This window comes from Rhodococcus sp. IEGM 1305 (genome assembly GCF_030058635.1).
GTDB classification, from domain to species: domain Bacteria; phylum Actinomycetota; class Actinomycetes; order Mycobacteriales; family Mycobacteriaceae; genus Rhodococcus_F; species Rhodococcus_F opacus_D.
In genome coordinates this window covers 1-23,392 of the sequence record NZ_JASHKX010000026.1, presented here as the reverse complement: position 1 = coordinate 23,392, position 23,392 = coordinate 1, and the positions used below count along the sequence as shown (strand labels likewise).

The 23,392-nt window shown below is 67.9% G+C and carries 25 protein-coding genes; 9 read left to right on the top strand and 16 right to left on the bottom strand.

Annotation, left to right across the window (positions count from 1 at the left end):
- Positions 1-75: 75 nt before the first annotated feature.
- From QM693_RS27015 to QM693_RS27000, 4 genes are read left to right on the top strand one after another with little or no spacing between them, the layout of a single operon-like run.
- On the top strand, positions 76-1,113 hold the full coding sequence (locus QM693_RS27015) for a 2-aminoethylphosphonate ABC transporter substrate-binding protein (protein WP_280784610.1): 1,038 nt from the start codon (positions 76-78) through the stop codon (positions 1,111-1,113).
- Positions 1,114-1,115: 2 nt separating this feature from the next.
- Positions 1,116-2,285, top strand: coding sequence for an ABC transporter ATP-binding protein (locus tag QM693_RS27010; protein ID WP_283353837.1), 1,170 nt, complete (start codon positions 1,116-1,118; stop codon positions 2,283-2,285).
- Positions 2,282-3,187 carry a 2-aminoethylphosphonate ABC transporter permease subunit gene (locus QM693_RS27005; protein ID WP_280784608.1) on the top strand — a complete coding sequence of 302 codons (906 nt, stop codon included), beginning with the start codon at positions 2,282-2,284 and terminating at the stop codon, positions 3,185-3,187. Before QM693_RS27010 ends, QM693_RS27005 begins: the two co-directional genes overlap by 4 nt.
- A complete protein-coding gene (locus QM693_RS27000) occupies positions 3,162-3,947 on the top strand; it encodes an ABC transporter permease (protein ID WP_283353836.1) in 786 nt (261 codons plus the stop codon). The genes QM693_RS27005 and QM693_RS27000 overlap by 26 nt, the downstream gene beginning before the upstream one ends.
- A 62-nt stretch (positions 3,948-4,009) precedes the next feature.
- On the opposite strand, the gene QM693_RS26995 is transcribed toward QM693_RS27000, so the two are convergent.
- Entirely contained in the window at positions 4,010-5,632 is a 1,623-nt protein-coding gene (locus QM693_RS26995; RefSeq protein WP_280781769.1) for an AMP-binding protein, read from the bottom strand.
- A 109-nt stretch (positions 5,633-5,741) separates the two neighbouring features.
- On the opposite strand from QM693_RS26995, the gene QM693_RS26990 reads away from it, so the two are divergent.
- Together QM693_RS26990 and QM693_RS26985 are read left to right on the top strand one after the other, a co-directional pair.
- Entirely contained in the window at positions 5,742-6,617 is an 876-nt protein-coding gene (locus QM693_RS26990) for a helix-turn-helix transcriptional regulator (protein WP_283334780.1), read from the top strand.
- Positions 6,618-6,671: 54 nt separating this feature from the next.
- Complete coding sequence (locus QM693_RS26985) at positions 6,672-8,093, top strand: APC family permease (protein ID WP_280781767.1); 1,422 nt, start codon at positions 6,672-6,674, stop codon at positions 8,091-8,093.
- Positions 8,094-8,109: 16 nt separating this feature from the next.
- Here QM693_RS26985 and QM693_RS26980 read toward each other — a convergent pair whose 3' ends face one another.
- The 8 genes from QM693_RS26980 to dxr all read right to left on the bottom strand — a co-directional run bounded on the left by QM693_RS26980 (position 8,110) and on the right by dxr (position 15,918).
- Positions 8,110-8,538, bottom strand: coding sequence for an AraC family transcriptional regulator (locus QM693_RS26980; protein ID WP_280781766.1), 429 nt, complete (start codon positions 8,536-8,538; stop codon positions 8,110-8,112).
- Positions 8,535-9,032, bottom strand: coding sequence for a GyrI-like domain-containing protein (locus QM693_RS26975; protein ID WP_283353835.1), 498 nt, complete (start codon positions 9,030-9,032; stop codon positions 8,535-8,537). The genes QM693_RS26980 and QM693_RS26975 overlap by 4 nt, the downstream gene beginning before the upstream one ends.
- Before the next feature lies 1 nt (position 9,033).
- Positions 9,034-9,339 (bottom strand): hypothetical protein, encoded by a 306-nt coding sequence (locus tag QM693_RS26970; RefSeq protein ID WP_105419381.1) that lies wholly within the window; start codon positions 9,337-9,339, stop codon positions 9,034-9,036.
- Positions 9,340-9,496: 157 nt separating this feature from the next.
- A complete protein-coding gene (locus QM693_RS26965) occupies positions 9,497-11,311 on the bottom strand; it encodes a penicillin-binding transpeptidase domain-containing protein (protein ID WP_182623980.1) in 1,815 nt (604 codons plus the stop codon).
- A 53-nt stretch (positions 11,312-11,364) separates the two neighbouring features.
- Positions 11,365-12,201, bottom strand: a complete 837-nt coding sequence (locus tag QM693_RS26960) for a GNAT family N-acetyltransferase (protein ID WP_009479750.1) — start codon at positions 12,199-12,201, stop codon at positions 11,365-11,367.
- 94 nt (positions 12,202-12,295) lie between these two features.
- Positions 12,296-13,453 (bottom strand): flavodoxin-dependent (E)-4-hydroxy-3-methylbut-2-enyl-diphosphate synthase, encoded by a 1,158-nt coding sequence (gene ispG, locus QM693_RS26955; RefSeq protein WP_283353834.1) that lies wholly within the window; start codon positions 13,451-13,453, stop codon positions 12,296-12,298.
- Between the two features lie 41 nt (positions 13,454-13,494).
- Positions 13,495-14,715 (bottom strand): M50 family metallopeptidase, encoded by a 1,221-nt coding sequence (locus QM693_RS26950; RefSeq protein ID WP_105419387.1) that lies wholly within the window; start codon positions 14,713-14,715, stop codon positions 13,495-13,497.
- Between the two features lie 6 nt (positions 14,716-14,721).
- The gene (gene dxr, locus QM693_RS26945; protein ID WP_411194596.1) at positions 14,722-15,918 is read right to left on the bottom strand and encodes a 1-deoxy-D-xylulose-5-phosphate reductoisomerase; all 1,197 of its coding nucleotides are present in this window, start codon (positions 15,916-15,918) and stop codon (positions 14,722-14,724) included.
- Between the two features lie 81 nt (positions 15,919-15,999).
- On the opposite strand from dxr, the gene QM693_RS26940 reads away from it, so the two are divergent.
- Entirely contained in the window at positions 16,000-16,269 is a 270-nt protein-coding gene (locus QM693_RS26940; RefSeq protein WP_009479745.1) for a DUF2631 domain-containing protein, read from the top strand.
- An 80-nt stretch (positions 16,270-16,349) separates the two neighbouring features.
- Here QM693_RS26940 and rlmN read toward each other — a convergent pair whose 3' ends face one another.
- Positions 16,350-17,459: a dual-specificity RNA methyltransferase RlmN gene (gene rlmN, locus QM693_RS26935; protein WP_005240549.1), complete on the bottom strand. Its 1,110-nt coding sequence runs from the start codon at positions 17,457-17,459 to the stop codon at positions 16,350-16,352.
- A gap of 114 nt (positions 17,460-17,573) precedes the next feature.
- On the opposite strand from rlmN, the gene QM693_RS26930 reads away from it, so the two are divergent.
- Entirely contained in the window at positions 17,574-17,987 is a 414-nt protein-coding gene (locus tag QM693_RS26930) for a LapA family protein (RefSeq protein WP_283353833.1), read from the top strand.
- A gap of 83 nt (positions 17,988-18,070) precedes the next feature.
- On the top strand, positions 18,071-18,922 hold the full coding sequence (locus QM693_RS26925; RefSeq protein WP_280781761.1) for an HpcH/HpaI aldolase/citrate lyase family protein: 852 nt from the start codon (positions 18,071-18,073) through the stop codon (positions 18,920-18,922).
- A 10-nt stretch (positions 18,923-18,932) separates the two neighbouring features.
- Here the strand turns inward: QM693_RS26925 and QM693_RS26920 are convergent, their stop codons facing one another.
- The 6 genes from QM693_RS26920 to QM693_RS26895 all read right to left on the bottom strand — a co-directional run.
- Positions 18,933-19,634, bottom strand: coding sequence for a class I SAM-dependent methyltransferase (locus tag QM693_RS26920; RefSeq protein ID WP_280781760.1), 702 nt, complete (start codon positions 19,632-19,634; stop codon positions 18,933-18,935).
- A 10-nt stretch (positions 19,635-19,644) separates the two neighbouring features.
- Positions 19,645-20,571: a phosphatidate cytidylyltransferase gene (locus QM693_RS26915; protein ID WP_283334786.1), complete on the bottom strand. Its 927-nt coding sequence runs from the start codon at positions 20,569-20,571 to the stop codon at positions 19,645-19,647.
- A 28-nt stretch (positions 20,572-20,599) separates the two neighbouring features.
- On the bottom strand, positions 20,600-21,157 hold the full coding sequence (gene frr, locus QM693_RS26910) for a ribosome recycling factor (protein ID WP_005240537.1): 558 nt from the start codon (positions 21,155-21,157) through the stop codon (positions 20,600-20,602).
- Between the two features lie 81 nt (positions 21,158-21,238).
- Positions 21,239-21,967 carry a UMP kinase gene (gene pyrH / locus QM693_RS26905; RefSeq protein ID WP_005240535.1) on the bottom strand — a complete coding sequence of 243 codons (729 nt, stop codon included), beginning with the start codon at positions 21,965-21,967 and terminating at the stop codon, positions 21,239-21,241.
- Between the two features lie 174 nt (positions 21,968-22,141).
- A complete protein-coding gene (gene tsf / locus QM693_RS26900; RefSeq protein WP_105419397.1) occupies positions 22,142-22,969 on the bottom strand; it encodes a translation elongation factor Ts in 828 nt (275 codons plus the stop codon).
- A gap of 107 nt (positions 22,970-23,076) precedes the next feature.
- Positions 23,077-23,392: 30S ribosomal protein S2 (locus tag QM693_RS26895; protein WP_283353832.1), on the bottom strand; the 316-nt coding region annotated here is incomplete at its 5' end.

Below are 23,392 nucleotides of genomic sequence, written 5' to 3'. Positions count from 1 at the left end.
TCTCGCAGTGGCCCACTGGTCTAGACCAAACGGCAAGCTCCGTTTCGCAATCCCCCTCATCGTTAGGAACCCGTCATGCGTCTTCGCCCCCGGATCGCCGCTGCCGCCCTGGCCGCGACCGTCCTCACCCTCGGAACCGCCTGCGGCGGAACCGGCACCGCCGCCGGTTCGGGCACCGACACCGTCACCGTCTACAGCGCCGACGGGCTCTCCGGTTGGTACAAATCGCGTTTCGACGCCTTCACCGCACAGACCGGGATCGCGGTGAACCTCGTCGAGGCCGGATCCGGCGAAGTCGTCTCTCGCCTCGAGAAGGAACAGTCGAACCCGCAGGCCGACGTCGTCGTCACGCTGCCGCCGTTCATCCAGAAGGCCGACTCCCAGGGACTGCTCGTTCCGAGCGGTGTCGACGCCTCCGCGGTTCCCGCGGCGGAGAAGGACGCGGCCGGTCACTTCGTTCCCGTCGTCGAGAACTACCTGTCCTTCATCGCCAACCCGGCGGCCTCGCCTGCTCCCCGGACCTGGGACGACCTGCTGTCCGACCAGTTCAAGGGCAAGATCCAGTACTCGACCCCCGGCCAGGCCGGCGACGGCACCGCGGTGCTGCTGCTCCTGCAGCACCTGAGGGGCAAGGACGGCGCACTCGACTATCTCACCAAGCTTCAGGTCAACAACGTGGGACCGTCGTCCTCGACCGGCAAGCTGCAGCCGAAGGTCAGCAACGGCGAACTGCTCGTCGCCAACGGTGACGTCCAGATGAACCTCACGTCCATCGCCGAGGACGGTTCGACATTCGACCTCTTCTTCCCCGCCGCCGCCGACGGCACCCGCACCACCGTCGCCCTGCCGTACGTGATGGGTCTGACGAAGGGCGCGCCCCGCAGCGAGCAAGGCAGGCAATTGATGGAGTTCCTGCTGTCCGAGGAGTCGCAGAAGACGGTCGCCGACGACGCGCTCGGCATGTCGGTCCGCGAAGACGTGCGCGCCGCCGCGGGCGAGAGCTCCCCGGCGCGAGCACTGCAGGGGGTGCAGGTGTGGTCGCCGAACTGGAACGACGTACTCACCGAACTCGATTCGGACATCGCGGCGTACCAGAAGGCCACCGGGAGCTGATCGTGTCGGGAACTCCAGCCAGGCGGGCACACCCGTCGCACACCACTGCGGTCCGCGGAGCCACCGACTTCTCCGCGCCGGCCATCACGTTCGACCGCGTCACCGTCGGCTACGGCCGCGGCAAGGGCGTGACTCACGCCCTGATCGACTTCAACCTGCGCGTCGGCCGCGGTGAGACGGTGGCCCTGCTCGGCCCGAGCGGATCCGGAAAGTCGACCGCACTGAAGGCACTCGCGGGATTCGTCCGCCCCACTTCGGGTTCCGTGCGGCTCGGATCCCGCGACGTCACCGACCTACCACCCGCGAAACGGGGAATCGGCGTCGTCGTGCAGTCCTACGCGCTGTTTCCGCACATGCGGGTGGCCGACAACGTCGCGTTCGGCCTCCGCTCCCAACGGGTGCCGCGCGCGCAGATCGGCGCGCGGGTGGCCGAGGCACTCGACATGGTCGGCATGTCCGCCTACGGCAAGCGCCTGCCCCGCGAACTGTCGGGCGGACAGCAGCAGCGGATCGCGATCGCGCGGGCCCTCGCGATCCGGCCCTCGGTTCTGCTGCTCGACGAACCGCTCGCCGCGCTGGACGCCCAACTGCGCGAGAGCATGCTCGGTGAGCTTGCGGGGCTGCGGGCGGCCCTGCCCGACACTGCGATGCTCTACGTCACGCACGATCAGAGCGAGGCGCTGGCGCTGGCCGACCGGATCGCCGTCATGCGGAACTCCCGGCTCGCCGACATCGACACCGCCGAGAATCTCTGGAAGCGGCCGCCGAGCAGTTTCACCGCGGAATTCCTCGGCGGCGCCAACCTGCTGCCGTGCACCGTCACCCGGGTGATCGGGACGTCGGCGCTCGTGTCGATCGGCGGCGTTCCCGTCACTGCAACCGCGCCGCAACCCGACATCGGGCACGTGGAGTGGGAGTCGGACCTGCCCGCGTTCCTGTGTGTCCGCCCGCACGCGGTGACGCTGACGGCGCCCGGCGCGCGGGGTTCGTTCTCGGCGCGGATCGTCTCGACGGTGTGGCGGGGATCGACCACGCGGATCACGCTCGCCGTCGACGATTTCGAGGGAGTGCAGGTGGACGCGGACGTGTCCGGTCACGACCAGCGTGGTCCGGGCACCGTCGTCGGCGTGCAGTTCCCGTCCGACGGCAGCGTCCTGGTACCGGCGACATGACCGCGACCCTCGAGCGTCCGCCCGCCGCGACGGCACCGCTCTCCCGCGAGCCGTTCCGGTGGCGAGGCATCGCGTGGACGCTCCCACCCCTGCTGCTCGTACTCGGATTCGCCGTCTACCCGATGGCGCGGGTGCTCACCGAATCCCTCGACTCCGAGACCGGTTCCGGTCTGGACAACTGGTCCAGGGTGCTCGGCTCGGAACTGTTCCGCACAGCCCTGTGGCGGACGGTGCAGATCGCCGCCCTCTCCACCCTCGGCTGCCTGATCCTCGGCACGTTCCTCGCGCTCGTCCTGGCGTTCGTCCCGTTCACGGGATCGAAGGTCGTGGGACGGCTGATCGACGCGGTGCTGTCACTGCCGTCGTTCCTGATCACGCTGGCGTTCACGTTCCTCTACGGCACCGCCGGAGCAGTGAACGCACTGATCGCGCGGATCACCGGCGACGCCGACGGACCGCTGAACTTCCTCGGCACCCCACTCGGGGTGATCGCCGCGGAGGTCACGTTCTTCACGCCGTTCGTCGTCCGCCCCCTGCTCGCCGCGTTCACCCAGATCCCCCGCGAACAACTCGACGTCGCCGCCAGTCTCGGGGCGTCGCCGCTGCGGGTGCTCCGGACCGTGGTGATGCCCGAGGCGTGGCCCGCACTGCTGGCGGGTGGATCGCTGGTGCTGCTGCTCACCCTCAACGAGTTCGGCATCGTCCTGTTCACGGGCGCCAAGGACGTGGTGACGCTGCCCGTCCTGATCTACACGCGCGGCATCGTCACGTTCGACCTGCCGGGCGCCGCAGTGATCGCCACAGTCCAGGTGGCGCTGTCGCTGACCCTGTACTGCACATACCGATTCGTGTTCGCCACGCTGACGGGAGGCAGCCGTGCTGCTGTGGACGAGAAGGTCTAGAGCCTTGGCCCTGGCCGTGTTCGCGGTCGTCGTGACCGTCGTGTTCGTGGCACCCATCGCCACCGTGATCGCGGCCGCGCTGGCCGGGTCCTGGACGGGCCCACTGCCGTCGGACCTCGGCGGCCGGAACTTTGCGAAGGCACTGTCCGACGAGAACCTCGCCAGTCTCACCGTCAGCCTGCAGACGGCGTTCATCGCAGGCGCACTGGCACTGGTGGTCGGGACGTGGGCGGCACTGGCAGCGCGTGAGGCGCCGACGTGGTTGCGCCGCATCACCGACGCCGTCTTCCACCTGCCGATCGCGATCCCGTCCGTGGCGATCGGACTGGGTCTGCTGATCGCGTTCAACTCGCGGCCGCTCCTGCTCGGCGGAACGAAGTGGATCGTCATCCTGGCGCACACGATCCTCGTGCTGGCGTTCACGTTCAGCACCGTCTCGGCGGCTCTGGACCGCCTCGATCCCGCCTACCGGCAGGCCGCCGAATCCCTCGGCGCCGGTCCCACCCGGGTCCTGCTGCGGATCACGCTGCCGCTCCTGCTGCCTGCGCTCGGCGCCGCCGCGGGCCTGTCGATCGCGCTGTCGATGGGCGAACTGGGCGCCACCGTGATGGTGTATCCGGCGACCTGGAAGACGTTGCCGGTGAGCATCTTCGGGCTCACCGACCGTGGTCAGGTCTTCCTCGCCGCGGCCGACACCACGCTGCTGCTCGCGGTCACCCTCCTCGCGTTGCTGGTCGTCGGCCGCATCCGCGGGCGCTGAAGCACCCGTGCGCCTTTCTGGTAGCTGGAGCTACCAGAAAGGCGCACGGGCGGCGGAGCCGCCTACTTCTGGCGGAGCAGGTACCGCTGCACCTTGCCGCTGGGGGTCTTGGGCAGGTTGGGGACGAAGTGCACGGTGCGCGGGTAGGCGTGCGCCGCGAACTTCTTCTTCACCAGCGTCTGCAGTTCGACCTCCAGTTCGTCGGTCCCGTCGACGCCTTCGCGCAGGACCACGAACGCCTCGAGCACCTCACCGCGCAACTCGTCGGGCATCCCGACGACCGCAGCCTCGACGACCTCGTCATGCATCACGAGCACACTCTCGACGTCGAAGGGCCCGATCCGGTAGCCGGCCATGATGATCACGTCGTCGTCGCGGGCGGAGAAGAAGAAGAAGCCGTCCTCGTCGGTCTGCCCGGCGTCGCCGGTGAGATACCAGCGACCGTCGGCGGTGAACCGCTGCGCGGTCTTCTCCGGGGCGTCGACGTAGCCGGTGAACCACATCAGTGGGCTGCCCAGTGTGTCGATCGCGACCCGACCCGGGGTGCGCGGCGGCGCGATCGCGTCGGAGTCGTCCTCGAGGACGGCGCACGCCCACCCCGGCAGCGGTTTGCCCATGGACCCGTCGCGCACCTCGTCCCGCAGTCCGTCGGCCCAGGAGTTGGCGATGAACATGCCGTGCTCGGTCTGGCCGTAGTGGTCGCGCACGAACACGTTCAGGTTGGCCTCGGCCCACGAGATCACGTCGGGGGTGAGCGGTTCACCCGCCGACGACGCGCGCCGCAGTGTCACCGTCTCGGGGATCGGCGTGGGGTCGGCCCGCAGGCTGCGGTAGACCGTGGGCGCGGCGGCGAAGTTGGTGACGCCGAAGCGCTCCATCACCTGCCAGGTGAGGGGCGCGGAGAACCCGGCGTGCAGCAGGATGCTGCGGATGCCCGCGGCGAGGGGCCCGAGCAGGGCGTAGTACAGGCCGTACGCCCAGCCGGGGTCGGCGGCGTTCCAGAACACGTCGTCCTTGCGGACGTCGAGGCCGAACTCCTGGTAGGCGTGGAACGACGCGAGGGCCCGCAGCCGCACCGGCACCCCCTTCGGTGTGCCGGTCGTGCCGCTGGTGAACAACTGGACGAGGGGTCCGTCGCCGCCGACCGTGACGGCCGCACCCTTCGCATCCGCGGCGTCGTGCGACTCCACGAGCGTCGCGAAGTCGAGCGCATCGGCGCCGGCCCCGCCCACGACGACGACCTGCCAGGACGCGTCCGCGGGGATGTCCTCCCCTGGAGTCAGCTTGTCGAGCTGGTTGGCGTCGGAGACCACGACCTTCGCCCCGCTCGCGCCCAGCCGGAACGCGATCGCGGGCGGCGCGAACGCGGTGAACAGGGGAACGTGGACGGCACCCCGGCGCCAGATGCCGAGCAGCGCGACGACCAGTTCGGCCGACTTGCCCATCAGCGTCGCGACGTGGTCGCCCGGCTCGACGCCGAGGTCGGCGAGTGCGGCGGCGAATCGCGTGGACTGCTCGCGCAGGTAGCCGTAGGTGAGGTCCGTCGACGACAGATCCGATTCGACGACGGTGAATGCCACGTCGTCGGCGGGGTGTCGATCACACAGCAGTTCCGCGGCGGACGCCGTCGGCGTGTCGTACTGGTCCAGCAGCTCACGCACGCGTGCGGTGGGATCGGTGGTCATGCGGTACTCCTTGTGCTCTCATGGCCTGTGACAGATGATCGGGCCGTCGCCCGAACTCACTACGGTTATGATCTAGCTCACAGACCGCTGTGACTACCCCCGGAAAGGGGTGACCGACTTGGTTGCTCGTGCACCGTCGCTGCTGCGCCCTCGGGACGGGGACGCACTTCGGGGTGAGCTGCGCTCCATCGCAGCTCACGGTGTCGCGCCGGTCCTGTTCGGCGGCGAGGTCCAGGACGGCACACTGCACCTCAGCGAGTTCGTCGGCACCCGAACCAACAACCTCAAAGGCCTCGCGATCCCCTCGCGTTCCGGTCTCGGTGGCCGCGTCGTCGCCCAGCGCACACCGGTGGCGGTCAACGACTACGGCCGCTCCTCGACCATTACCCACCACTACGACCGGCCCGTCCTCAGTGAGGGACTCCGGTCCATCCTCGCGGTGCCGGTCATGGTGCGGGGCAGCTCGCGCGCCGTGCTCTACGCCGCCATCCGCGACTGCGCACCGATCGGCGACCGCACCGCCGACATCGTCGTCGCGGCGTCCCGGCGCCTCGGCACCGAGATCGCCATCCGGGACGAGGTCGATCGCCGCCTCGAGATGATGAAGACGCTCGACGTGAGCGGCGCCGGCGGCGCCACCACCGAGGAACTCCGCAACATCCACGCGGAGCTGCGGAGTGTCGCACAGACCGTCGCCGACACGTCGTTGCAGACCCGTCTCCGCGGGCTGTCGCAGCGACTGGCGGGCATTCTGCGGCCGGACGCCGACAGCGCCGACGAGGACCCCGGCGTCCGCCTCACCCCACGCGAGATCGACGTCCTGTCTCACGTGGCCCTGGGATGCACCAACAGTGAAGCAGCACAGCGCCTCTCGGTGGGCCCCGAGACGGTGAAGAGTTACCTGCGCAGTGCCATGAGCAAGCTCGACGCACGGTCGCGGCACGAGGCGGTGGTCACCGCGCGCAGGCTCGGGCTGCTCCCCTAGCGAACACAGTCTCCTCGAACGAGGGACGCAGGCGGTAGCGAAAGGCGGTGGATCATGGGATCGACAGCGGACGCCACGAGTTCGAACGCACCGGATTCGAATTCGCCCGAACAGCCCAGCCTCAAGCGGGTGATGGGCCCGGGGCTGCTCCTGCTGTTCATCGTCGGAGACATCCTCGGCACCGGCATCTACGCGCTCACCGGAAAGGTGGCCAATCAGGTCGGGGGCGCGGTATGGCTGCCGTTCCTGGTGGCATTCGTCGTCGCGATCATCACCGCATTCAGTTATCTGGAGCTGGTCACCAAGTTCCCGAAGGCCGCAGGCGCCGCCCTGTACACGCACAAGGCGTTCGGGGTGCACTTCCTCACGTACATGGTCGCGTTCGCGGTGATGTGCTCGGGAATCACGTCCGCGTCGACGGCGTCGCGGGCGTTCGCCGCCAATTTCGTCGAGGCGTTCGACCTCGACTTCTCCACCGGGATCGGCATCACCCTGCTCGGTCTCGGCTTCATGACGCTGGTGGGTCTCGTCAACTTCCGCGGAGTCAGCGAGAGCGTCAAGACCAACGTCGTCCTCACCTGCGTCGAGCTGTCCGGTCTCCTGATCATCATCATGATCGGGCTGTGGGCCCTCGGCGTCGGAGACGGCGACTTCTCCCGGGTCGCCACGTTCGACACCGGCGACCGATCCGCACTCGGCGCGGTCGTCGCGGGCACCGCCCTCGCCTTCTTCGCGATGGTCGGGTTCGAGGACTCGGTCAACATGGCCGAGGAATGCAAGGAACCGAGCCGCATCTTCCCCAAGGTCCTGCTGACCGGCCTGATCATCACCGGCTGCATCTACGTGTTCGTGTCGATCACCGCGATCGCCCTCGTACCCGTGAGCGAACTCGGCGAGGGTGACACCCCGCTGCTGAAGGTCGTTCAGGCCGGGGCGCCCGGGTTCCCGATCGGGATCTTCGCATTCATCACCATGTTCGCCGTCGCCAACACGGCGCTGATCAACATGCTGATGGCGAGCCGGCTGCTGTACGGCATGAGCCGCGAGGGCGTCCTGCCTCCCCCGCTCGGCAAGGTTCACGCCACGCGGCGCACGCCGTACGTTGCCATCGTCTTCACCACGATCCTCGCCTTCGGCCTCATCACGTTCGTCGGTGAGGTCCCCGAACTCGGCGGCACCACCGCGCTGCTGCTGCTGGGCGTGTTCACCATCGTCAACATCACCGTGCTCGTCTTGCGCAAGCAGCCGGTGGAGCACAAGCATTTCCGGGTGCCGACCATCTTTCCGATCATCGGCGCCCTCACGTGTGGCTTCCTGGTCACTCCTTTCGCCGACCGTCCCGCGGTGCAGTACCAGATCGCGGGCGTTCTCCTCGGAATCGGTGTCGTGCTGTGGGCCGGGACCGTCCTCGTGAACAAGAGGCTCGGCAAGAGCGGGCCCCAGATCGACCCCGAGAAACTCGCCGAGCACGAGTGACCCGCCCGGTCGCCGCTCAGTACAACGAGAGGAACAGTTCGACGGACCCGTCCGGATGATGCACCTCGAAGTCCTCCGCGAAGGCGCGTTCGATCCGGCCGCGCGCCGCCGCGTAGTCGGCGACGCTCCACGTCTCGGCGAGCGCCTCCGGTTCCGATTCGTCCTCGCAACAGAATCGGGCGAAATAGCCGGAACGCACGCCGACCAGGACGTCGCCGGGTTCCATCTTGTCGGTCGAATCGCACGGGTATCCGACGACGACCGTGAACGTGCGCGGCGGCGGGGACGCCGCGTAGACGACGAAGATCTCGGAGATCCCCCGATCCCTGATCCGCTCCACCGTGTAGTCGACGAGTTCCCGGCCCGGCCCGGGACGTCCGGGTTTGCCTTCGGGAATGGTCAGGCCCACAAACGATTCGGCCTGCCTCTTGACGATCTCGATCATCGCTTCTCACCCATCACACTCGACCCCACCGCACTCGACGGCGCCCCGGACTCGTCCACGTGGATCGGAATGTACAGATCCACGGCGTAGGCGTGGGGGTACGCTTCGAGGTCCCCGGTGTACGTCCGCTCGATGTCGCCGTTCGTCTCCGCCTCGCTGACCTGCGCCCACAGCCGCAGCATCACGTCGGGAAACATTCCCCGCGAAGAGAATTTGGCGTACGTGCCGGGCGGTATCCGCGAAATGACGTGACCCCGAGTGGCGTCGTCCACCGTCGCGCATTCGTACCCGACGATCTGGGTGTAATACGACTCGACGTCGGGAGCGAAGTCGATGTAGGTGGACGCGAGCGGTCCCCCGACCTCGTGGTGGAGCACGCGCGTCCATGCACGGTCCAGGCGGGGGTCGCTCAGTTTCCCCAACGCCCGCTGGGGGCTTCGCACGGGCAGACCGGCCACCAGGGTCTCGCCGCGTTCGATGATCTCGAACCCCATGTCAGATCGCATCCTCGAGAACGTGTGCGTCGCGAACGCCGACGCAGGGCACCCCTCGAGCCCGCGCCAGCTGCATCGCCATCGCATCGGATGGCGAACAGAGTCCGTCCAGGACGTCCTCGGTCGCGATCGCGCAGACGACGTCACCCTCACATTCGCTGATCGATTCCATTCCACGGTCGGAAGCCCACTGCCGCAACGCAACCCACCGCGTAAGCTCCGTACCGGCGCCCGGGCGCCCGACGAACAACACCCTCCGGGTGCCGTTCGCTGTCTCCACGCGGTTCACTTCTGCACTGATGGTCATGGTCCGACTTCCTGTCCACGTTGGCTTTTCGATCCCGGCTGTGCGGGTTCTTCCGTCTGCAACCAACTATGGACCGCCCCGGGGGCAGCGTCTGTCCACCGATCAGCCCCTGAACAGGATGAATTCCGCGTCCCCCGATCGGTGGACAGCGTCGGTGTCAGTACCCCTCGGGCAGCGCGGCGAACATGTCGCGGGTGACGGCGACGGCGTTGTCGGAACTGCCGCCGCGCACCACCAGCGTCGCGAACGCGAGGTCGCCGCGGTAGCCGACGAACCAGGCGTGCGAACCGCCCTCGACCTCCGCCTCACCCGTCTTGCCGTACACCTCGCCCTGGTCTTCGATCCGCTCCGCGGTACCGCTCGTCACCACGAGACGCATCATCCCGCGCAGCCCGTCGACCATCTCCGGGCTGATCTGAGGATGCTCGCCGTCGATTGTGGTTTCCCGTCCGGCGATCAACCGCGGCACGGGCGTCGAACCGTGCGCGATGGTCGCGGCGGCCAACGCCATTCCGAACGGGCTGACCACCACCTTGCCCTGCCCGAACCCGTCCTCGGTTCGCTGCACCAGATCCTCGGCCGGCGGCACCGAACCCGAGTCGGTCGGCAGGCCCACCACTTCGTAGTCGGGCCCGATTCCGTACTGCGACGCCGCGACCGTCAGTGCGTCGGGCCGCATCTCGCTGGCGAGTTTCGCGAACGACGTATTGCAGGAGCGGGCGAACGCCGTCGCCATCGGCACGGTGCCGAGCGCGAATTCGTTGTAGTTCGGGACGCTGCGCTCACCGATCTCGATGCGTCCCGGACACGGCACCATCGTGTCGGGTGTCGCGATTCCCGACGAGATCGCGGCGCCTGCGGTGATGATCTTGAACGTCGAACCGGGCGGATACAGGCCGGTGAGCGCGACCGGTCCGTCCCTGTCCGCGGCCTTGTTCTGCGCCACGGCCAGGACGTCGCCGGTCGACGGCTGGATGACGACCATCATCGTCTGATCGGTGCGAGCATTGACGGCGTTCTGCGCGGCGATCTGGATGGGACGGTCGAGGCTGATCGAGAACGACGGGGAGGTCTGCGGCGCCGTCTCGGTGAGCACGTCCGTGTCCACGCCGTTCTGGTTGACCGTCACCACACTCCAGCCGGCCTTGCCGTCGACCTCGTCGATCACGGTCTTCTTCACCTGACCGACCAGATCGGGTGCGAAGTTCCGGTCGGTGGCCACGAGATCCGCCTCGTCGGACACGCTCACACCGGGAATGGCGCCGAGCACGCCGGCGACCTGTTCGTAGTCGTCCGACCGCAGCCTGGTGACGAGGTAGTCGCCCTTCACCGCCGTCGCCGATTCGGCGATCGACTGCGCAGTGAGCGTGTTGTCGAACGTGGCGAGCGCCGACGCCAGGGACTGGGCACTGCCGATCACGTTGCCCGACTGCGCCGCATCGAACTTCACGCGGTACACCACGCCGGGCACGAGGACGTCCGACCCGGAATGCTCGTTGACCCGCGCCCGCGGGGCGGCAGTGGACCGCAGCGACATCGTCTGCCGATCACCCAGCCGGGGATGGACGTTGGTGGAACTCCACCGCACGGCCCAGTCGCCGCCGCGCCGCCCCATCTGGAGTTCACCCGAATACGTCCACACCCGGTCCTTCGGCAGATGCCACTCGTATGTGTACCCGACGGTGGCCGTGTCACCGCTGACGTGGACATCCGTCGTCCGGGCGTCGAGAGACTCGGCCTGCAGCGACGTCCACGCGGACTCGAGGGCCTGGCGGGCGACGTCGGGCCGGTCCGACAGATCGGCGGCCTCCTCCGAGTCCTGCTCGGCGAAGGCCGTCAGAAACGCCTGCGCGGCCGGTTCCGGACCGTCCGGCCTCGGCGTGCACGCCGTGAGACCCACCGTCAGCACAGCGGCGCCGCAGAGGGCGATCGACTGGACGACGCGTAAGCGAGAATATGGCCGCAGGTTCATCGCCGCCCATGGTATGTCGGCGGACACCGCCGACACGGTAGGCGGACAGCGAGTCAGTCCAGGAGAATTGTGGCGAACGTCGCGACCTGGCTGAAGCCGATGCGCGCGTAGGCGCTGCGGGCCACCGTGTTGAAGCTGTTGACGTAGAGGCTGGCGATGCGGCCCTCGGCGATGACGGCCTCCGCGACCGTCGCGGTACCTGCCGCCCCGAACCCGTGCCCGCGATACATCGGATGCACCCAGACGCCTTGGATCTGCCCCACCCGCGAGGACACCGATCCGACCTCGGCCTTGAACACCACCTGACCGTCGTCGAATCTGGCCCACGCCCGGCCGGCGGCGATGAGATTGGCGACGCGGCGCCGGTACCCTCGTCCGCCGTCGTTGGCGCGGGGATCGATGCCGACCTCTTCGATGAACATCGCGACCGCGGCAGGCAGGTACTGCTCGAGTTCGTGCATCCGCACCTGCCGGACCAAGGGATCCGGGCGGCACTGCGGGGTACTCGCCAGCGCCAGCAGCGGCTGGTCGGGCCGGACCTCGCGGGCAGGCCCCCAATCCATCTCGAGCATCTCCCACAGCGGCAACGTCAGTTCGGCCCGGCCGACCAGCGACGAACACATGCGCGGGGTGCGACAGGCCCGGTCGGCGAACGCCCGCATGTCGTCGATGCTGCCGCGCAGCGGCACGAAATTCGCGCCCGAGAAGCACAACGATTCGAGCGGCCCGCCCCGACTCCACAACTCTCCGTGGATCATCCGGGGATCGACGCCGCCCTCTTCTACACGAGCGGCAACCATACAGGCGGCGACAGGATCGGCGTCGAGAACGCGGAGCACGTGTGCTGCGTCCCGACTGCTCAACTGTTTAGCACCGAGGAGCTTGAGCATCTACCCAACCTTGTCAGCTAGTGGACCTGCCCACCAGATTGCCATGAACTCGCCGGAAACGGGAGACGTTTCGTTGCCCGCTGCCTGCGCCGACTCAGCTGACCGTCACGACGGGTGATCCGGACGTCGCATCACCCTCCATCTCCTCGGCGATCCGCATCGCTTCCTCGATGAGGGTTTCGACGATCTGCGCCTCCGGCACGGTCTTGATGACCTTGCCCTTGACGAAGATCTGCCCCTTGCCGTTGCCGGACGCGACACCCAGGTCGGCCTCGCGGGCCTCACCGGGACCGTTGACGACGCACCCCATGACGGCCACGCGCAGCGGGATCTCCATGCCCTCGAGACCGGCGGTGACCTCGTCGGCCAGCGTGTACACGTCGACCTGCGCGCGCCCACACGACGGGCAGGACACGATCTCGAGCTTCCGGGGCCGCAGGTTCAGCGACTGCAGGATCTGCGTGCCGACCTTGATCTCCTCGGCGGGCGGGGCGGACAGCGACACCCGGATGGTGTCGCCGATGCCGTCGGCCAGCAGCGCACCGAACGCCACCGCCGACTTGATCGTGCCCTGGAACGCCGGACCGGCCTCGGTCACCCCGAGATGCAGCGGGTAGTTGCACTGCGCCGCCAGCTGCCGGTAGGCCTCGACCATGATCACCGGGTCGTTGTGCTTCACCGAAATCTTGATGTCGCCGAACCCGTGTTCCTCGAACAGTCCCGCCTCCCACAGGGCGGACTCGACGAGCGCCTCCGGCGTGGCCTTGCCGTACTTCTGCATCAGCCGCGGGTCGAGGGAACCGGCGTTGACGCCGATGCGGATCGGGATACCGGCGTCACCCGCGGCCTTCGCGACCTCCTTGACGCGTCCGTCGAACTCCTTGATGTTGCCGGGGTTCACGCGGACGGCCGCGCAGCCCGCCTCGATGGCGGCGAAGATGTACCGGGGCTGGAAGTGGATGTCGGCGATGACCGGGATCTGGCTCTTCTTCGCGATGATCGCGAGGGCGTCGGCGTCCTCCTGCCGCGGGCAGGCGACGCGGACGATGTCGCAGCCGGACGCCGTGAGTTCGGCGATCTGCTGCAAAGTGGCGTTGACGTCGTGGGTCTTGGTGGTGCACATCGACTGCACGGATACCGGGAAGTCGCTGCCGACACCGACAGTCCCGACCTGGAGCTGGCGAGTCTTGCGGCGGGGTGCGAGAACGGCGGCCGGGCCTTCGGGCATACCCAATCCGACAGGGCTGGTCACGTGGGTGCCTTCTTTCGTAGCTTCAAGTCCGAGTTTAGCGATCACTGGAAGAGCTTGATCGGGTTGACGATGTCGGCGGTCAGGGTGAGGAGCATGTATGCGCCGCCTATGACGATCACCACATAGGTGACGGGCAGAAGCTTCATGTAGTCGACGGGTCCCCCGCTGGGCAGTCCGCGCCTGCTGCGGAACCAGTCCCGGACCCGCTCGTACACGGTGACCGCCATGTGCCCGCCGTCGAGTGGCAGCAGCGGCAGGAGGTTGAACATCCCGAGGAAGAAGTTCAGGCTCGCGAGCAGCAGCACGAACGCTTCCCAGATGCCCTGTTCGGCGATCTGGCCGCCGATGACGCTGGCGCCGTACACGGAGATCGGGGTCTCCGGGTCGCGTTCTCCACCCGTCACCGCGTGCCACAGGTCGACGGCCTTGCTCGGCATCTGCACCAGCCGCTCGGCCGTCATGACGAACATGTCGCCGGTGAACTCGAACGAGGCGGGCACCGCCGAGAGGGCCGAGTGCTCGACGACGCTCGGTGTCGCGCCGATACCGATCGCGCCGACGGTCGCCTCGTGAGGTTCGGTCTCCCCCTCCTCCTGGACCCAGCGCTGCACCTGCTGGACCGGGACGACGATCGTCTGCTCTTCGCCGTCCCGCTCGATCGTGAAGTCCACCGGACCGGACAGCGATCGCGTGGCGGCGGCGACGTCGGCGAACGTGGGCGTGTCCTTGCCGTCGACCGCGGTGACGACGTCGCCGGTCCTGATGCCCGCCTGCTCGGCGGGGCCGGGACCGGTGCATTCGGACAGGGCGTAGTCGGGGCCGGGCCCCTGGGTGGGCGCCGCGCACCCGACCGAGCCGACGACCGCGTCGGTGGACCGGTTGAGGTCGGGCAGCCCCCAGCCGACGGCGAGGACGTAGACCAGCACGAGGCCGAGGACGAAGTTCATGCCGATGCCGCCGGACATCACCGCGAGGCGCTTCCAGGTCGGCTTCTTGTACATGGCCCGGTCTTCTTCGTCCGGTTCGAGCTCGTCCAGCGCCGTCATCCCGGCGATGTCGCAGAACCCGCCGAGTGGGAGCGCCTTGAGCCCGTACTCGGTCTCACCGCGTCGGAAGGAGAAGATCTTGGGTCCGAAACCGATGAAGTACCGGCGGACCTTCATGCCGGTGGCCTGCGCCACCCACATGTGCCCCGCTTCGTGAAGTGCGATCGACAGCGCGATCCCGAGGGCGAAGAGAACAACGCCCACTGCGAACACCATGCAGTTCTAGCCTTCCTGCTTCACGAGCTGACGTGCTCGCTCACGTGCCCAGCCGTCGGCGGCCAGTACGTCTTCCACGGTAGCCGGTGGCGCCGACCACTCGTCCGCCTCGGACAGCACGGAGGCGACGGTGCGGACGATGCGCGGGAACCGGATGATCCCGTCCAAGAATGCCTGAGCCGCGACTTCGTTCGCAGCGTTGTAGACCGCGGTGAGGCATCCCCCACCCTTGCCTGCCTCGCGGGCGAGGTCGACGGCGGGGAAAACCTGCGAGTCGAGCGGCTCGAAGTCCCAGGTGGACGCCGTGCTGAAGTCGCAGGCCGCGGCGGCGCCCGCGATCCGGTGCGGCCAGCCGAGCGCCAGGGCGATCGGAAGTTTCATGTCGGGTGGGCTGGCCTGCGCCAGCGTCGACCCGTCGGTGAACGTGACCATCGAGTGCACGATGGACTGCGGGTGAACGGTGACGTCGATCCGGTCGTAGTCGACGCCGAACAGCAGGTGGGTCTCGATCAGTTCGAGCCCCTTGTTGACGAGTGTCGCGGAGTTCAGCGTGTTCATCGGCCCCATCGACCACGTGGGGTGGGCACCGGCCTGCTCGGGTGTGACCGATTCGAGCCGATCGGCCGTCCAGCCACGGAACGGTCCGCCCGAGGCGGTGAGAACCAGCCGGTCCACCTCGTCCGCGCTGCCGCCCCGCAGGCACTGGGCCAGCGCGGAGTGCTCGGAGTCCACCGGCACGATCTGTCCCGGAGCCGCCGCCGCGGTGACGAGGGGCCCGCCGGCGACGAGCGACTCCTTGTTGGCGAGGGCGAGCCGCGCACCGGACTCGAGCGCGGCCAGGGTCGGCTCCAGTCCCAGCGAACCGACGAGTGCGTTGAGCACGACGTCCGCTTCGGTGGTCCGCACGAGTTCGGTGACGGCCTCCGGTCCGCTCAGCACGCCGGGCCGATCCAGCGATGCGGCCGCCGACGGATCCGCGACTGCGACGGAGGACACACCCGTCTCACGAATCTGCCGGTCCAGCAGTTCGACGTTTCCGCCACCGGCCGCGAGTCCCACCACCGTGAACTTGTCCGGGTTGGCGGCCACCACCTCCAACGCCTGGGTACCGATCGAACCTGTGCTGCCGAGCAGCAGGACGCGAGTGGGCCTGTTTTCATCCACCCACCCATTGTTCCTGATGAAATGCGGACCGCCCGCCATGGATGGCCCCGCTACATACGACGGGCAGTCGTATGTCACGATATGTCGAGTAGCGCAACCGAATCTGCAGGAGGATCGATCGTGGCCGGTACCCAGTTGGAGCCCTCGTCCAGCGACCCCATCGTGGCCGCACACGTCGACACCGCGGAGGTCCCGTCGGCAGCGTGGGGCTGGAGCGGTGAGGCGCCGAAGACGTTCCGGTTCTTCGGATGGTTCTTCGCCGTGTTCCTGCTGCTCATGATCATCGGCAACCACACCGGCCTGGTCGAGGACCTGTGGCTGATCGGCTGCGCGGCCCTGATGGTCGCGATCCTCGTTCGCGACATCGTCCTGCGGCGTAAGCCCCGGTAACACCGAACCACGAACGAACCCCTCGCCCCGATTACTCGGGAACGAGGGGTTTTCGTCGTTTCGGCCTGTTCGGTGGGAGCTCAGTTCTCGGCGGCGAGCTGCCCGCAGGCGGCGGCGATCTCCTGGCCGCGGGTGTCCCGGACCGTGCAGGACACACCCTGCGCCAGCACGCGCCGGACGAATTCCTTCTCCACCGGCTTCGGGCTCGCATCCCATTCACTGCCCGGCGTGGGGTTCAGCGGGATCAGATTCACGTGCACCAGCGGCCCGAGCGCCTTGCGCAGCTTCTTGCCCAGCAGGTCGGCGCGCCACGGCTGATCGTTGACGTCCCGGATCAGCGCGTACTCGATCGAGACGCGGCGGCCGGACTTGTCCGCGTAGTAGCGGGCGGCGTCGAGGACCTCCGCGACCGACCAGCGGTTGTTCACGGGGACCAGGGTGTCGCGCAGTTCGTCGTCCGGGGTGTGCAGAGACACGGCCAGCGTGACGCTGAGGTCCTCGTCGGCGAGCTTGCGGATCGCGGGCGCCAGACCCACCGTCGATACCGTCACGGAGCGTTGCGACAACCCGAGGCCGTCGGGGGCGGGCGAGGTGATGCGACGGACGGCGGCGACCACTCGCTTGTAGTTGGCGAGCGGCTCCCCCATTCCCATGAAGACGACGTTCGACAACCGGCCAGGACCGCCGTGGACGTCGCCGTCGCGTAGCGCGGCCGCGGCGGCACGCACCTGGTCGACGATCTCGGCGGTCGACAGGTTGCGTTGCAGCCCGCCCTGACCGGTCGCGCAGAACGGGCACGCCATTCCGCAGCCCGCCTGGCTGGAGATGCAGAGCGTCGCGCGGTCGGGGTAGCGCATGAGGACGCTTTCGAGCAGCGTCCCGTCATTCGCCTTCCAGAGCGTCTTGCGGGTGTCGCCGCCGTCGCAGGCCAGGTGCTTGACCGGGGTCAGCAGCGTCGGGAACAGGGCCGCGCCCACCTGCTCGCGCACGGCAGCGGGAAGATCGGTCATCTTCTCCGGATCCGCCTCGAGCCGCGCGTAGTACTGCCTGGCCAGCTGGTCGGCCCGGAACCCGGGCAGACCCAGCTCCTTGACGGCCTCCCGCCGCTCGGCAGAGTCGAGGTCCGCGAGATGCTTGGGCGGCATCCCACGCCGGGGCGCGGTGAAAACGAGGGGAAGCGAGACAGCCATAGTTTCTCCATTGTCCCATTGATTCGGGGGTCGTTGTCGTGCGGATGCCTGATCGACGTCGTTTCGCCGCCCGATGCGCATGCGGAACCCGCCCAGGTGGGTGAAGATCAACTTATGTCGACAACACCGGACGACCCCTCGAACTTCCCTCCGGACGTCCCAGTCGGCCGCGGCCCCGGCACCGGTCCGGTGCCCACCGGCCCACCGCACCCCAACACCTCACCGGCGGACACCGAGCATTCCGACGTCGCACGCCGGAAGGGCATCACGCACACCCGGGTGGGCGCCACGTGGACCGGTCTGGTGATCGGAATCGTCGTTCTGGTACTGCTTCTCGTGTTCATCCTGCAGAACCTCGACAGCGTGACCCTCGAAATGTTCGTCTGGGAATTCACCCTCCCACTGGGGGTCACACTGCTGTTCGCGGCGATCGCCGGCGCGGTGATCATGGCCCTCGCGGGCGGTGTCCGCATCATCCAGATCCGCCGGGCCGCGAACCGGCAGCGGCGCCTGAACAGTAATTTCTAACTGAACAATAGTTACGCAAGTGGATTACACAGACGCTGAGCGAGCAGAATTACTGTCGTGGATATCACCGGAACGGCACGACTGTGAAGGCCGACATGGAGACGACTGTGGCACCGCGAATCGCGGCTGAACAAGCACGATCCTGGCTGCTGGTTCCCGCCGGCAAACCCGAGGGTTTCGAGGCGGCCCATGCCAGCGCCGCCGACGCCGTGATCCTCGACCTCGAGGACGCCGTCACACCCGACCGCAAACCCCGGGCCCGCGCCGACGTCGTCGCCTGGCTCGGCGAGCACCGGCGCGCGTGGGTGCGGATCAACGACGCGACCACACCCTACTGGGCGGACGACCTGGCAGCGCTGAACGGTGTTCCCGGGCTCGAGGGCGTCATGCTCGCCAAGACCGAGAGTGGAATGCAGGTCGACGCCACCGCCGAGCGGCTCCCGGAGGGCACGAAGGTGCTCGCCCTCGTCGAATCCGCGATGGGGCTCGAGGCCGCACCCGAGATCGCCCGGACGGAGGCCACCTTCCGGCTCGCGTTCGGCAGCGGCGACTTCCGCCGCGACACCGGGATGGACGATTCGCCGCTGGCGATGGCCTACCCCCGCTCCCGGCTGACGGTCGCCAGCCGGGCAGCCCGGATCGCACCGCCGATCGACGGCCCCACCCTCGGCACCGACGTCGACGCCCTGGTCCGGGCCTCGGCGCTGACCTTGTCGATGGGCATGACCGGGAAGCTGTGCATGACCATCGCGCAAACGGCGCCGGTCAACGACGCACTCAGCCCGTCCCCGGACGAGGCCGAATGGGCGCTCGACGTGATCGCGGACCTCGGCGAGGACGGCTCCCGGGTGCGGGACGGCAGCGACCTCCCCAAGCTGGCGAAGGCCAAGAAGATCAACGCGCTCGCGAAGCTCTTCCACATCGCACCGCGGTAAACGACGCCGGTCAGAGAATCTGCAGCCCGGCGGGCTTTCGGCGGACGTGCACGCGGTAACGCACGTCGAGAGCCACGCCGGGTGTCTGCGCGAACGCCTTCGATGCCGTCTTCTTGGTGAACTCGATACCGAGGACTCCGCGCAGCAATTCCCGATCCGGGAATCGCCATCGCGTCTCCACGCGCACCATGTCGAACCCCTGCGCCGCGAAGAAGGCCTCGACGGTCTCCGGGTTGTACTGCGGCAGGTCGGCCCGCATCCATTCGCCGTAGGGATGGGCCGTGGCGTCCAGGTCGACCACCACGAGCGCGCCGCCCGGGCGCAGCACCCGCATCGCCTCACAGATTCCGCGGCCACAGCCGGGGCCGAAGAAGTAGGCGGTCCGTGCGTGCACGACGTCCACGCTCGCGTCGCCGAGGGGTATGCCTTCGGCCGAGCCCTCGATCACGCGGACGTTCGGCAGGTGCCCCACCCGTGTGCGCGCACGTTCGAGTAACGGCGGATGCGGTTCGATTCCGTAGACCGTGGCCGCGGACTCGGCGAAGACCGGGAGGTGGAAGCCGGACCCGCAGCCCACGTCGGCGACGGTGCCGCCCGTCCAGTCCACGGCCCCACGCAGGTGACGGAAGATCGCCCCGTCCACGTCCTGGGCGCGGTTCTCTACCTCGTACCACTCCGGCCAGTGCCAGATGTTCGGGCTGGGGATGGTCACGGCAGGGCGGTCAGACGAGAACCGTGAGCACCAGCCACGTCACGAACGCCGACGGCAGCAGGGAATCGAGACGGTCCATGATCCCGCCGTGACCGGGGAGCAGGGTGCCCATGTCCTTGATGCGAAGCTCTCGCTTGACCTGGGATTCGATGAGATCGCCGAGCGTGGCGGTTACCACCAGCACCACACCGAGGAGCACGCCGATCATCGAGTTCTCGTCGAGGATCAAGGTGACCGTGAGCAGGCTGCCGATGACACAGAACAGCAGCGAACCGACGAACCCTTCCCACGACTTCTTGGGGCTGATCGCCGGCACCATCGGATGCTTGCCGAACAGCACACCCGCCGCGTAGCCGCCCACATCGGAGCAGACCACGCCGATCATCAGGCACAACACCCGCCCGGCGCCGTCGTCCTGCAACACCATCAGCACAGCGAACGACGCCAGCAGCGGAATCCAGGAGGCGACGAACACGGTGATCGCGGTGTCCCGGAGGAAATTCTGGGGTGTCGCCTTCAGCCCGTGGTCGAACAGACGCCAGACCATGCAGACCAGCACCGTCCCCGCGAAGGCGCTGAGCACCCCGACCGGGCCGAACGGCCACCCCAGCCACAGGATCGCCTGGCCGCCGGCGAGCAGCGGGATCCGGGGGGCGCTGATCCCGGCCTCCCGAAGGCGCTTGGTGACCTCCCAGGTGGCGACCGCCATCGCGACGGCCACCACGGCGATCCATACCAGCGGCACGTAGACGAGGATCAGGATCAGCGCGACGCCGAGACCGACGCCCACGCCGATCGCGGCAGGAAGGTTACGCCCGGCCTTCGACTTCCCGGCCGGGGCCGCCTCCGGCGCCGGCGCACCCTCGGAGACCGGTTCCGAGGGGTCGCCCTCCGAGATGGGTCCCCCTGGGGTCCCGTGTTCTGCTGGCACGGTCACTGTCCCCGATCCACTCCTCGTCTCGTGACTAAACTTCCAGTAACTCGGCTTCCTTGTGCTTCACCAGTTCGTCGACCTGCGCGACGTACCGGGCGGTCGTCTTGTCGAGTTCCTTCTCGGCCCGACCGACCTCGTCCTCGCCGGCCTCGCCGTCCTTCTGGATCCGGGACAGCTCGTCCATCGCCTTGCGCCGCACGTTGCGCACGGACACCTTGGCGTCCTCGCCCTTGGACTTGGCCTGCTTGACCAGTTCGCGGCGGCGTTCCTCGGTGAGCTGGGGAACGGAGATGCGGATCAGGTTTCCGTCGTTGGACGGGTTCACGCCCAGGTCGGAGTTCCGGATCGCCGTCTCGATGGCTCCGAGCTGCGAGGCCTCGTACGGCTTGACGACGACCAGTCGCGCTTCCGGCACGTTGATACTGGCGAGCTGCGTGATCGGGGTGAACGCGCCGTAGTAGTCGATTCCGATGCGATTGAACATGCCAGGATTCGCGCGGCCCGTGCGGATCGATCCGAGATCGTCCTTGGCCACCGTGACAGCCTTCTCCATCTTCTCCTCGGCTTCGAAGAGAGCTTCATCAATCACGGCTGTTCCTCCATGTCGTTCTGCATCGATTCGTCACTGCCTCTGTTTCGAGAAAACCCGGTGTCGAGCGTGTCACTCGCGTCATGACTTGACGAGCGTTCCGATCTTCTCACCGGACACTGCCCGAGCGATATTCCCCTCGGTCAGCAGATTGAACACCATGATCGGCATCTCGTTGTCCATACAGAGACTGAACGCGGTCGCGTCGGCGACCTTGAGTCCCTGTTCGATGACCTCACGGTGCGTGATCTGCGTGTACATCGTCGCGGTCGGGTCGAGGTTCGGGTCCGCGGTGAACACGCCGTCGACGGCCTTGGCCATCAAGACGACCTCGGCGCCGATCTCGAGTGCGCGCTGCGCCGCGGTCGTGTCGGTCGAGAAGTAGGGCATGCCCATGCCGGCGCCGAAGATCACGACGCGGCCCTTCTCGAGGTGCCGCTGAGCGCGCAGCGGAATGTAGGGCTCCGCCACCTGCCCCATCGTGATCGCCGTCTGCACGCGGCTGTCGATGCCCTCTTTCTCCAGGAAGTCCTGCAGAGCAAGGCAATTCATCACGGTGCCGAGCATGCCCATGTAGTCGGAACGCGCGCGGTCCAGACCTCGCTGCTGCAGTTCCGCACCACGGAAGAAGTTGCCGCCGCCGATGACCACCGCCACCTGCACCCCGGACCGCACGACCTCGGCGATCTGTTCCGCAACCTTGGTCACCACGTCGGGGTCGAGGCCGACCTTGCCACCACCGAACATTTCTCCGCCGAGTTTGAGAAGGACTCGATGGAATCCCGTACGTTCGTTGGCTGGTTCGGACATTGCTCTCCTCAGTTCCACAGCACTCGTCGATTTCGACAGCGGCCGAGCACACCCACGCGCCTACTCGACCCATTCAGACGGCCATCTTCATCCTGCCTCATCAGGACGGTGGCGGTATACGTAGGCCCCGCCGGGCGAGCGCACTCGTCCGACGGGGCCATACGACTCACACGACTAGCTCGAAGCACCGACCTCGAAGCGAACGAAGCGCTTGATGGTGACGCCGGCCTCGTCGAGGATCGCCTTGACGGACTTCTTGGAGTCCTGCACCGAGGACTGCTCGGTCAGCACGACGTCCTTGAAGTAGCCGTTGACGCGGCCTTCGATGATCTTCGGCAGAGCCTGCTCCGGCTTGCCCTCGGCGCGAGCGGTCTCCTCGGCGATGTGACGCTCGTTGGCGACGATGTCCTCGGGGACCTCGTCACGCGTGACGTACTTGGCCTTGAGCGCCGCGACCTGCATGGCGGCACCGCGAGCGGCCTCCGCAGCAGCGTCACCCTCACCGGTGTACTCGACGAGGACGCCGACGGCGGGCGGCAGGTCGGCGCTGCGCTTGTGCAGGTAGACCGCGACCGGCCCGTCGAACGAGGCGATCTTGCTCAGGACGAGCTTCTCGCCGATCTTCGCGGACTGCTCCTGGATGACGGTGTCGACCGTCTTGCCGTCGAGGTCGAGCTCCTTGAGCGCGTCGACGTCGGCGGGCTTCGCTGCCGCGGCGACCGTGACGATCGACTCGGCGAGCTTCAGGAAGTCTTCGTTCTTCGCGACGAAGTCCGTCTCGCAGTCGAGCTCGAGCAGGACGCCGTCCTTGGAAACGACCAGGCCCTCGGCCGTGGTGCGCTCGGCACGCTTGCCCACGTCCTTGGCGCCCTTGATGCGCAGCTGCTCCACAGCCTTGTCGAAGTCACCCTCGGCCTCAGCGAGAGCGTTCTTGCAGGCCATCATTCCGGAGCCGGTGAGCTCGCGGAGCCGCTTGACGTCAGCGGCGGTGTAGTTCGCCATGGTGAGCGAGCCTCCTCATATGTCTGTCGGGACGTAAGTCAGGGTAGTACTCGGACCGTGAAACGGCCCTGACCAAAAGATCTCTGGTCAGGGCCGTGTGCATCGGATCAGGCCTCGGTGGAGGGTGCCTCTGCTGCGGGGGCCTCGGCAGCCGGAGCCGCCTGTGCCTCAGCTGCGGGAGCGGCCTCTGCGGCGGGCGCTGCCTCGGCGGCGGGCGCGGCCTGCGAGAGCAGTTCCTGCTCCCACTCGGCGAGGGGTTCGCCGGCGCCGGCCTCGGGCTTCGCGTCCTTGTCGGCGCTCAGTCCGGCACGGGCCTGCACGCCCTCGGCCACTGCGGATGCGACGACCTTGGTGAGCAGGGCGGCGCTGCGGATGGCGTCGTCGTTGCCCGGGATCGGGTAGTCGACGAGGTCGGGGTCGCAG